We start from the raw sequence: 9,926 nt of genomic DNA, 5'->3' as shown, positions 1-9,926 counted from the left end.
GGGAAGATTATTAGAAATGATAATCAAAATTAAAATTTATAGGTTTTTATAAGGTTTTTATAGGCAATTATAGATTTTATGCAACGGAACTCAGCATAATATTATAGCAAACTCTGTGAAAATGAAAGGTACTCTAAGGACATTTTTTTCAGAAACAAGAGAATTGGTTTTAATTAGAATAAAAGATATAGTAGATAATATTCCTAAGACATTAGGAGGAAGGGGAGAATTTTTTCGAGAAGAAGGTTATATTTCATTGATAAATCATAATGATATGGTAGATTTAGTAAGAAATAATGGATATAGTTTATTGGGAAAAGAAAATGTTATTGAGATAAAAGAACCTAGTCTAGGAGTAGAAGATTTTGCATATTTTTTAAAGGAAATAAAAGGGGCTTATTATAGATTAGGATGTAGAAATGAAGAAAAGGGAATAATTTATGATGGACATCATGATAGATTTAATATAGATGAAGACTGCTTACCAATTGGAGTTGCTCTTCAAGTATTGAATGTATTAAATATATAAACAAGGAGTGTAATAATGTTAGATATTGATAAGCTTATAGATAAAAATAAAATAAAATATAGCTTATATGTTGAGGATTTGAATAATAATGAAGTTTTATTAAATATTAACACGAAAAAATCAGTACCATCTGCCAGTATGATTAAAATATTTATATTGGCAGAGGCATTTAATCAGATCTTTCAAGATAAATTTATGATAGAAAAAACAGTGAGAATAAAACATGAGAATATTGTATCTGGAAGTTTGATAAAAAATTTGTCTAGTTATTGTTATTCTATAAAAGATATTATATTTTTAATGATGAATTTAAGTGATAATACAGCTACTAATGAAATGATAGATATATTAGGAATGGAAAACATAAATAATTTTATTCACAAACATGGATTAAAGGAAACAGTAATAAATAGAAAAATGATGGATTTTGATAAATTAGAACAAGGATTTGATAATACTACTTCATCAAGAGATATAATATATATATTAAAAAAAATATATTATAAAGATTTATATAATAGTGATTATTGTGATGAGATTATGAATATAATGGGGAAACAAGTAGATAATAGAATGATGGCAAGAAATATAGATAAAAGTAAGACAAAGATATATCATAAAACTGGAAATTTATCTAATTTAAATCATGATGCAGGAATAGTATCACTAGGAAATAAAGATTATCTGTTTTGTATGTTAACATGGGATGGAATAGATAATATATACGGAAGAAAAATTATAGGGGATATTTCTGAAAAAGTATATAATTATTTTGTAAAGGCTTATGGAGAATAAATCCATAGGCTTTTATTTTGTTTTTTATAGAGAATAATTGACAAATATCTAATAACGATTTATACTAAAATAGTGAAAATTATTATCACCTAAACACTAAAATGTGATTGAAATCATTTAATATATTTTTTTTCGTGTTATAATGAGAATAGATTTCAAGAGAAAACGAATATAGTTATTATAAAAGGGGGAATCATCAATGAATTTAGCTGAAGTAAATAGAGGAGATAAGTTTAAAATAATAAATATCCCTGATACAATGGTAAGGGCTAAAACATTAAGATTTGGTATTTCTGAAGGGTCAACAGTAGAATGTGTTGAAAAGATACCTGGAGGTCCAATAATCCTAAAAAAAAATTTACAAGAGATTGCAGTAGGAAGAAAATTAGCAAAAAAGATAACTGTGGATGAACTACAAACGCAAAAATCTATAGGCAAGACAGTTATAGCTAGATAGGAGGAAACATAATGGATTGTTGTAATATAAGTCATCAGATAGATATTCCAGAAGGAGTAAAGAAGGTAGTACTTACAGGAAATCCTAATGTCGGGAAATCAATATTTTTTAATTCTTTTACCGGTATATATGTAGATGTATCTAATTTTCCAGGAACAACGTTAGATATTAGTTCTGGAAAATTTAAAGATTATATAATAATAGATACTCCTGGAGTATATGGAGTATCATCTTTTAATGATGAGGAGATTGTTGCTAGGGATGCAATTGCATCAGCCGATATTGTAGTAAATGTAGTAGATGCAGTGCATTTAGAAAGGGATTTATTCTTGACTCAACAAGTAATAGATATGGATATACCTACTATAGTAGCAATTAATATGATGGATGAAGCAGAGAAAAAGGGATTAAAAATTGATATAGACAAATTGAGTAATGAGTTGGGAGTACCTGTTATTCCTACAATTGCTCCAAAGGGACAAGGGTTAGAAGAGGTAAAGAATTCATTACATTTAGCTAAAATAGGTAATAGTAGTATTAAGTTGACTGAAGAATTAGAGGATTTAACTGAAAAATCTACAAATAAAGCTGAAGCTGTATTGATAATGGAAGGAGACCCCCATGTTTCGGCTAAAAATAATATTGGTGATATAGATTATAGAGATAAAATATACTTAGATAGAAGAGAAAGAGTTAATAATATAATTAATAAAATTGTTACAGAGACTACTGATAGTATAAGTTTTGGAACAAAATTAGGAAGACTCATGCTTAAACCGATAACTGGTATACCTATGTTGTTGGTTGCATTGTATTTATTATATGAATTTGTTGGTGTATTTATTGCTCAAACAGTAGTAGATTTTACCGAAGGATTTATTTTTGCTGATACCTATGAACCTTTTATTAGAGGAATAATAAGTAATTTAGTATCGGAAACTTCATTCATAGGGCAACTTCTTATTGGTGAATTTGGAGTATTAACTATGTCAATAACATATACCTTTGGATTGTTACTACCATTAGTAATAGGTTTTTATTTGTTCTTATCAATACTAGAAGATTCAGGTTATTTACCAAGAATAGCGGCTTTAGTTGATAGATTACTAACGTCTATAGGATTAAATGGTAGAGCAGTAATACCTATGATATTAGGATTTGGTTGTGTAACTATGGCTACTGTAACTACTAGATTATTAGGTTCTAAAAGAGAAAGGATAATAGCGGTATTCTTATTAGGATTAGCAATTCCTTGTTCAGCTCAAATAGGAGTTATTGTGGGACTTATTGCACCTTTAGGATCTAAATATTTAATAATATATGCGTTATCAATATTTATAGTATATGTGTTATCGGGAACTGTATTAAATAAAATACTTCCTGGGGAATCAACCGATTTATTAATTGATTTACCTCCGTTGAGAATGCCAAGAATAAGTAATGTATTGAAGAAGACATATATAAAATCAATATCATTTATAAAAGAGGCAGGTCCTATATTTGTGATTGGTGCTATAATAATAACAGTACTTCAATATAGTGGTATATTAACTTTTATACAAAATGCAGTGAAACCTATTACAGTAGGATGGTTAGGTTTACCAAAAGAAGCTGCTACAGCTTTTATAATGGGAATAGTTAGACGTGATTTTGGAGCTGCAGGATTAAGTTCATTAGCTATGACTGCAAATCAAACTATTGTAGCTCTAGTTACAATTACATTATTTGTTCCATGTATAGCAGCTATGTTGATTATGCTTAAGGAAAGAACTAAAACAGAATCGGTTGCAATTTGGGTATCAAGTTGGATAATAGCTTTTGTTACTGGAGGAATATTATATAGAATATTAGAATTTATAGCATAGGGAGATGATTGAGTGAATTGCAATACTACAGAAGGTGTAAGAATATGTTCCCAATGCAACAATAAAATAAAGGATCCTAATTTGATTAGGTGTCCAAGATGTAATACTATATTATTAAAGAAATGTTCGGAGTGTAAAGATTGTAGTATTTTTAAAAAGATGGGTTAATGTTATTTATCCTATCTTTTTTATTGTGTTAATTAAATCATGAATTATGATATAATAATTTAGATATCTAATAGGAGGATACGATTATAATGGAAAGTAACAAGACGCAATGCAATGGTTGTGGAAGAAATTGTTTTATAACTCTTCATAAAGAAGACAATAAATATTATATTGAAGGAAATACATGTGTTGGAGGAGAGGAACATTCTAAAAAAACTTGGGATTTTTTAAAGGAAGAAGATTTTCTTAAAAAGAAAGAAAAGAAAAAAGGACTATTTAGAAGTTTATTCAAAAAATAGATGAAATTCATTCATCTATTTTTTGAATAATTATGATATATTAATAAGAGTATATATTATATACAAATAGGGGGAGTTTCAGTGAAAAATATCACTATTAATCAACTAATGAAGGATATAGATTATTTAAAATTATTATCTGAAGAATATTCTTCAATATCCTCGGTTACATCTGAAATTATAAATTTAAATGCTATTTTAAACTTACCAAAGGGGACAGAACATTTTTTAACAGATCTTCATGGTGAATATGAGGCATTTAGCTATGTATTAAGAAATGCTTCAGGGGTATTAAAATTCAAGATAGATGATTTATTTGATGGTGAATTAAATTGTAAGGAAAAAAGAAAATTAGCTACATTATTATACTATCCCGAAGAAAAATTGGATTTAATAAAAAAGGAGATATCTGATTTAGATAGATGGTATAAGAATACTTTAGTACAATTAATTAAAATATGTAGGGTAGTTTCTTCAAAGTATACTAGATCTAGGGTGAGAAAAACATTACCTAAAGATTTTGCATATATAATTGAAGAATTACTACATGAAGAAGAAGAGAGATTAAACAAACATGACTATTTCAATAATATAATAGATACTATTATTGAAATAGATAGGGCTGATGATTTTATAGTGGCTATAGCAAATTTAATACAAAGACTAGCTATTGATAGATTACACATAGTAGGAGATATATATGATAGAGGGCCTTATGCTCATAAAATCTTAGATGATTTAATTGATAGAAGTAATTCTGTAGATTTACAATGGGGTAATCATGATATTTTGTGGATGGGAGCAGCTAGTGGTTCTTTAGCTTGTATAACTAATGTAGTAAGAATAGCATTAAGATATGCGAATTTATCTACATTAGAGGAAGGGTATGGTATTAATTTATTACCATTAGCTACATTTGCTCTTAATACTTATAAAGATGATGAATGTAATAGTTTTATTCCTAAGAAGCCTATAGAAAATTATTATCAAGAGAAAGATTTAGAATTAATATCAAAAATGCATAAAGCAATATCAATAATTCAATTTAAAATAGAAGGACAGATCATTAAAAATAGTCCAAATTATGATATGGATGATAGATTATTATTAGATAAAATTAATTATCGAGAAAATACTATTGAAGTAAATAATCAGAAATATAAATTGAATGATACAAAATTTCCTACAGTAGATAAAAATAATCCATATAGGTTAACTGAAGAGGAAGAAAGAATAATAAATAGAATCAGGGAGTGTTTTTTAGGTAGTGATAAACTTCAAAAACATATAAAATTCCTTTATTCAAATGGAAGTATGTATTTAAAATATAATTCTAATCTTTTATACCATAGTTGTGTGCCAATGACTGAAGAAGGAAGTTTTAGAAAAGTTAATTTAGGGAATGAGAAATTATATGGTAAGACTCTTTTTGATAAATTAGATTTTTTGGTAAGAATGTCATATTTCAATAATGGAGATTTAGATAAAAAATTATATGGACAAGATATTATGTGGTATTTATGGTGTAATGGTGATTCACCATTATTTGGGAAAAATAGGATGACTACTTTTGAAAGATATTTTATAGATGATAAGAGTACTCATATAGAAATTAAAGATCCGTATTATAAATTTAGAGATAATGAAATCATATTAGATAATATATTAAGAGAATTTGGACTAAATCCAGAAGTGTCTCATATAATAAATGGTCATGTTCCTGTTAAAGCTTCAAAAGGCGAGAGTCCAATAAAAGGGGATGGTAAATTATTAGTTATTGATGGAGGTTTTTCAAAAGCTTATCAATCTAAAACTGGATTGGCAGGTTATACATTAATATACAATTCTTATGGAATAAGATTAGCTTCTCATGATCCATTTGAATCTAAGGAGAGAGCCATTGTTGAAGAAACGGATATATTATCTACCTTAGAAGTACTTGAAAAGATGGATAAGAGAAAATATATTTATGATACAGATAAAGGTAAGGAACTTAATGACAGAGTGAAATATTTAAAAAAATTATTAGCTGCTTATAGAATGGGACTTATAAATGAAGATATAGAATAAAAACTTAAATTTAGGTTATTAGTAAAGTTGATAAAAACAAGAAATTTTCTATTTTAAGAAAATTTCTTGTTTTTTTGTTTAATATGTGGACCTTATGTTTTAGTAGGTAGGAAGGAAACATATAAAAGAATAAATACTAGTTCTAAGAAATATACATTAGTAAATAAGATAAAAGACTTATTAGGTATGAAAGTTATTTTTAGTCATGTAGTGGATGGAGCCTTTTAAAATGTTGGAATTATGCCACCTTCATAATTGTTTTCAATAAAGTTCTTTACTTTTTCGCTTTGCAGAGCTTCAATTAAAAGTTTTAAATCTTTTCTATCTTCGTCTCCATTTCTTATTGCTAATATATTTCCATATGGAGAATCTTCTTTTTCTAATATTATTGCATCTTCGGTAGGGGTTAAGTTTGCCTCTAAAGCATAATTTCCATTTATTACAGCTAAATCTACATCATTTAAAGATCTAGGAATTTGCGCTGCTTCAAGAGGCTTAAATTCTAAGTTTTTAGGATTCTCAATTATATCTTCTTCTGTTGCTAATAGACCAGCATTTTCATCTAGCTTTATTAATCCATTATTTTCTAATAACAATAAAGCTCTACCTCCATTAGTTGGATCACTAGGTATTGCGATACTATTTCCTTCTTCAATGTCATCTATGTTTTCTATATTATTTGAATATACACCTAAAGGCTCTAAGTGAATGCTTCCCAATGAAATGAGATCAGTATCGTTATTTTTATTAAAATCTTCTAAGTACGGAGAATGTTGAAAGAAGTTAGCATCTAATTCGCCTTCAGATAATGACAAATTAGGCTTAACATAATCAGTAAATTCAACAATTTCTAGATTTATTCCTTCTTCAGATAAATCTTCCTTAATTTGTTCTAGAATTTCTCCATGAGGTAATGGAGAAGCTCCTACTTTTAAAGTGTTTTGATCAGTAGTATCATTTCCACAAGCGCTTAAAATAATTAATGCTATTAATAATGATGTAAATAATATTTTTTTCATTTAAATTCCTCCTAACGATTTTTATTTAAACTTATTGCAATTTTATTGCCTAATAATTGAACGCCTTGGACTAAAATAATTATAACTATAACAGAAATAATCATTATATCACCTTGAAATCTATAAAATCCATATCTAATAGCTAAGTCTCCTAGACCTCCTCCACCTATAGCCCCTGCCATTGCTGAATATCCAATAAGATTTATAACAGTCAATGTAGTTCCTAATACTAGAGAAGGTAATGCTTCTGGAATAAGAACTTTAAATATAATTTGGAAATTAGATGCTCCCATAGCTAATGATGCTTCAATAACACCTGGATTTACTTCTTTTAAAGAGTTTTCTACAATTCTAGCAAAGAAAGGAGCAGCAGCTATGGATAATGGTACTATACTTGCTGTAGTTCCTATTGAACTTCCTATTATTACTCTGGATATAGGCGAAAGTACTATCATTAAAATAATAAAAGGGAAAGATCTACCTATATTGATTAAGACTCCTAAAATACTGTTTAAAAATCTATTTTCCCAAAGACCTTCTTTTTCGGTTGCATAAAACATTATACCTAGAGGGAATCCAATTATTAAACCAAAAATTCCTGATAAAAAAACCATGTATAAAGTTTCTAAAAGAGGATTTATTAAGAAACTAAATTGATTTATCATTATTGATCACCTCCCATTTGATTCCTTCTGCATTAAGATAATTAATTGAATTCTTAATTTCATTAGAATTTCCACTAATTTGAATAATTAAATTACCTATGTTTGTAGAAGTTAATTTATCTATGTTTCCTGAAATAATATTGATTTCTACATTATTATTTTTAATTAATGAAGAAATAATAGGTTTTTTTGATGATTCTCCTATAAAAGTAAGTTTTATTAATTTGGAGTTTTCCTTATTTGGAATAGTAATATCCTTAATATCATTTGAATGTATCGAGTTAATAAAACCTTGAGTTACTTTAGATTTTGGATTGAAAAATATTTCTTCTATATTACCTAGTTCCACAATTTCTCCATTATTTATTACTGCAACTCTATCACAAATTTCTTTTACTACTTCCATTTGATGAGTAATCATTATAATAGTTAAGTCTAAAGTCTGTTGTAATTTTTTTAATAGTGCTAATATCGATTTAGTAGTTTCTGGATCTAGAGCAGATGTAGCTTCGTCACATAATAATAATTTGGGGTTATTTGCTAAAGCTCTAGCTATTGCTACCCTTTGTTTTTGACCACCACTAAGTTGTGATGGATAGGTATCTCGTTTATCTGCAAGACCTACTAAATCTAATAATTCATTTACTCTTTCAGCAATAATTTTCTTATCTACTTTAGAGATTTCAAGGGGAAATGCAACATTTCTATATACTGTTCTTGAGTTTAGTAAATCAAAATGTTGGAATATCATACCAATATTTTTTCTTTCCTTTAATAAATCTTTTTTATTTAAATTTGTTATGTTTATTTTATCGACTAGAATAGTACCTTGATCTATTTTTTCTAATCCATTGATTGTACGAATAAGAGTAGATTTACCAGCTCCACTCAATCCTATTATTCCAAAGATTTCATTTTTATTGATTCTTAAATTAATATTTTTTAAAGCTGTAATCTTATCGTTTTTAGTATGATAAGATTTATAAATGTTTTTTAGTTCTATCAAATTTGATACCTCCTGTTTTGAATAATAAAAAAAATCCTCTATGAAAGAGGATTTTTAAATAACCTCTCTCATCTTTCGGTATTTACCGCTGGAATTAGCACCATATACTTTAAGTATTGGTTGCCGGGTTTCATAGGGCCAGTCCCTCCACCTCTCTAGATAAGAGTTTCATTATTAAGTTTTTATTTTATACTAAATAAAAGTATAATCTTTTACTTAAATAATGTCAAGAATAAATTTAAATATTTTTTTGTATAGAAAAATATATACTTTTTTAAAACATGTATTTATGAGATAATTTAAATTATAGGAGAGATGAATATGGCTATAATAAGTGAAATAAAATCTGATAATAAAGATATTAATAAAGTACACATATATGTTGATGGAGAGTATTTTAAATCTACACTGAAAGAAATTAGTTTTAATTTAAATTTATATTCAGGAAAAAAAATAGATAGAAGGACTTTGAATAGGATAATAGTAAAGGAAGATACTATAAAATGTAAAAATAAAGCACTACAGATAATTAATGGAGCTTCACAGAGTGAAAAAAATTTAAAATATAAATTACAAAAATATGGGTTTGAAGAAAATATTATAAATTCTGTGATTAATAGTTTAAAGGAATATAATCTAATTGATGATCAGAGATTAGCTAATAGTATAATTAAAGATAAAAGAGCAATAAAAAAGTTTGGAAAAAATATGATCTATTATGAGTTACTTAAGAAAGGAATAGATAAAGATTTAGCTCAAAATGAAATTGATAAATTAGAAGATAAGAATATAGAATTAGAAAATGCTATAATATTAGCCAGAAAAAAAATTAATAAAATAAAAGATGAGGAGAATAATAAAAAATTCCAAAAATTAGCAAGACATTTATCTTACAAGGGTTTTGAATATGATATTATTAAAAAAGCTATATCGAAAGTAATGAATACAGATTATAATGATTATTAGAAATATTGAAGAGTTATTAACTCTTCTTTTTTATGAAAGGATTCTAAAAATTATTTTAATTGCATAATAATAAAAAATAAGGGTTGA

10 protein-coding genes and 1 riboswitch are annotated in these 9,926 nt (G+C 26.7%); of the genes, 7 read left to right on the top strand and 3 right to left on the bottom strand.

The annotated features are described in order from the left end of the window. Positions 1 to 121: 121 nt before the first annotated feature. The 6 genes from GOQ29_RS04300 (at position 122) to GOQ29_RS04275 (ending at position 6,183) form a co-directional block, all read left to right on the top strand. Entirely contained in the window at positions 122 to 529 is a 408-nt protein-coding gene (locus GOQ29_RS04300) for a M20/M25/M40 family metallo-hydrolase (protein ID WP_350445970.1), read from the top strand. Between the two features lie 15 nt (positions 530 to 544). After that, positions 545 to 1,324 (top strand): serine hydrolase, encoded by a 780-nt coding sequence (locus GOQ29_RS04295; RefSeq protein WP_203371403.1) that lies wholly within the window; start codon positions 545 to 547, stop codon positions 1,322 to 1,324. A gap of 199 nt (positions 1,325 to 1,523) precedes the next feature. Further along, positions 1,524 to 1,781 (top strand): FeoA family protein, encoded by a 258-nt coding sequence (locus GOQ29_RS04290; protein ID WP_203371402.1) that lies wholly within the window; start codon positions 1,524 to 1,526, stop codon positions 1,779 to 1,781. Between the two features lie 11 nt (positions 1,782 to 1,792). Beyond that, complete coding sequence (gene feoB / locus GOQ29_RS04285) at positions 1,793 to 3,646, top strand: ferrous iron transport protein B (RefSeq protein ID WP_203371401.1); 1,854 nt, start codon at positions 1,793 to 1,795, stop codon at positions 3,644 to 3,646. A 257-nt stretch (positions 3,647 to 3,903) separates the two neighbouring features. Next, on the top strand, positions 3,904 to 4,113 hold the full coding sequence (locus tag GOQ29_RS04280) for a hypothetical protein (protein ID WP_203371400.1): 210 nt from the start codon (positions 3,904 to 3,906) through the stop codon (positions 4,111 to 4,113). 81 nt (positions 4,114 to 4,194) lie between these two features. Next, positions 4,195 to 6,183: a fructose-1,6-bisphosphatase gene (locus tag GOQ29_RS04275; RefSeq protein WP_484477060.1), complete on the top strand. Its 1,989-nt coding sequence runs from the start codon at positions 4,195 to 4,197 to the stop codon at positions 6,181 to 6,183. Between the two features lie 224 nt (positions 6,184 to 6,407). On the opposite strand, the gene GOQ29_RS04270 is transcribed toward GOQ29_RS04275, so the two are convergent. From GOQ29_RS04270 to GOQ29_RS04260, 3 genes are read right to left on the bottom strand one after another with little or no spacing between them, the layout of a single operon-like run. Beyond that, positions 6,408 to 7,202, bottom strand: a complete 795-nt coding sequence (locus GOQ29_RS04270; RefSeq protein ID WP_203371399.1) for a MetQ/NlpA family ABC transporter substrate-binding protein — start codon at positions 7,200 to 7,202, stop codon at positions 6,408 to 6,410. Positions 7,203 to 7,213: 11 nt separating this feature from the next. Beyond that, positions 7,214 to 7,867, bottom strand: coding sequence for a methionine ABC transporter permease (locus GOQ29_RS04265; RefSeq protein WP_203371398.1), 654 nt, complete (start codon positions 7,865 to 7,867; stop codon positions 7,214 to 7,216). Further along, a complete protein-coding gene (locus tag GOQ29_RS04260; RefSeq protein ID WP_203371397.1) occupies positions 7,851 to 8,873 on the bottom strand; it encodes a methionine ABC transporter ATP-binding protein in 1,023 nt (340 codons plus the stop codon). The genes GOQ29_RS04265 and GOQ29_RS04260 overlap by 17 nt, the downstream gene beginning before the upstream one ends. A 65-nt stretch (positions 8,874 to 8,938) precedes the next feature. Then, positions 8,939 to 9,039: riboswitch (SAM riboswitch) on the bottom strand. A 155-nt stretch (positions 9,040 to 9,194) separates the two neighbouring features. Between GOQ29_RS04260 and GOQ29_RS04255 the strand changes: the two genes are divergently transcribed. After that, entirely contained in the window at positions 9,195 to 9,839 is a 645-nt protein-coding gene (locus GOQ29_RS04255; protein WP_203371396.1) for a regulatory protein RecX, read from the top strand. Positions 9,840 to 9,926 lie beyond the last annotated feature (87 nt).

Origin of the sequence: Anaeromonas gelatinilytica, from assembly GCF_016820635.1 — a bacterium.
Taxonomy (GTDB): domain Bacteria; phylum Bacillota; class Clostridia; order Tissierellales; family SIT17; genus Anaeromonas; species Anaeromonas gelatinilytica.
This window is presented reverse-complemented; position numbering and strand designations above follow the sequence as displayed.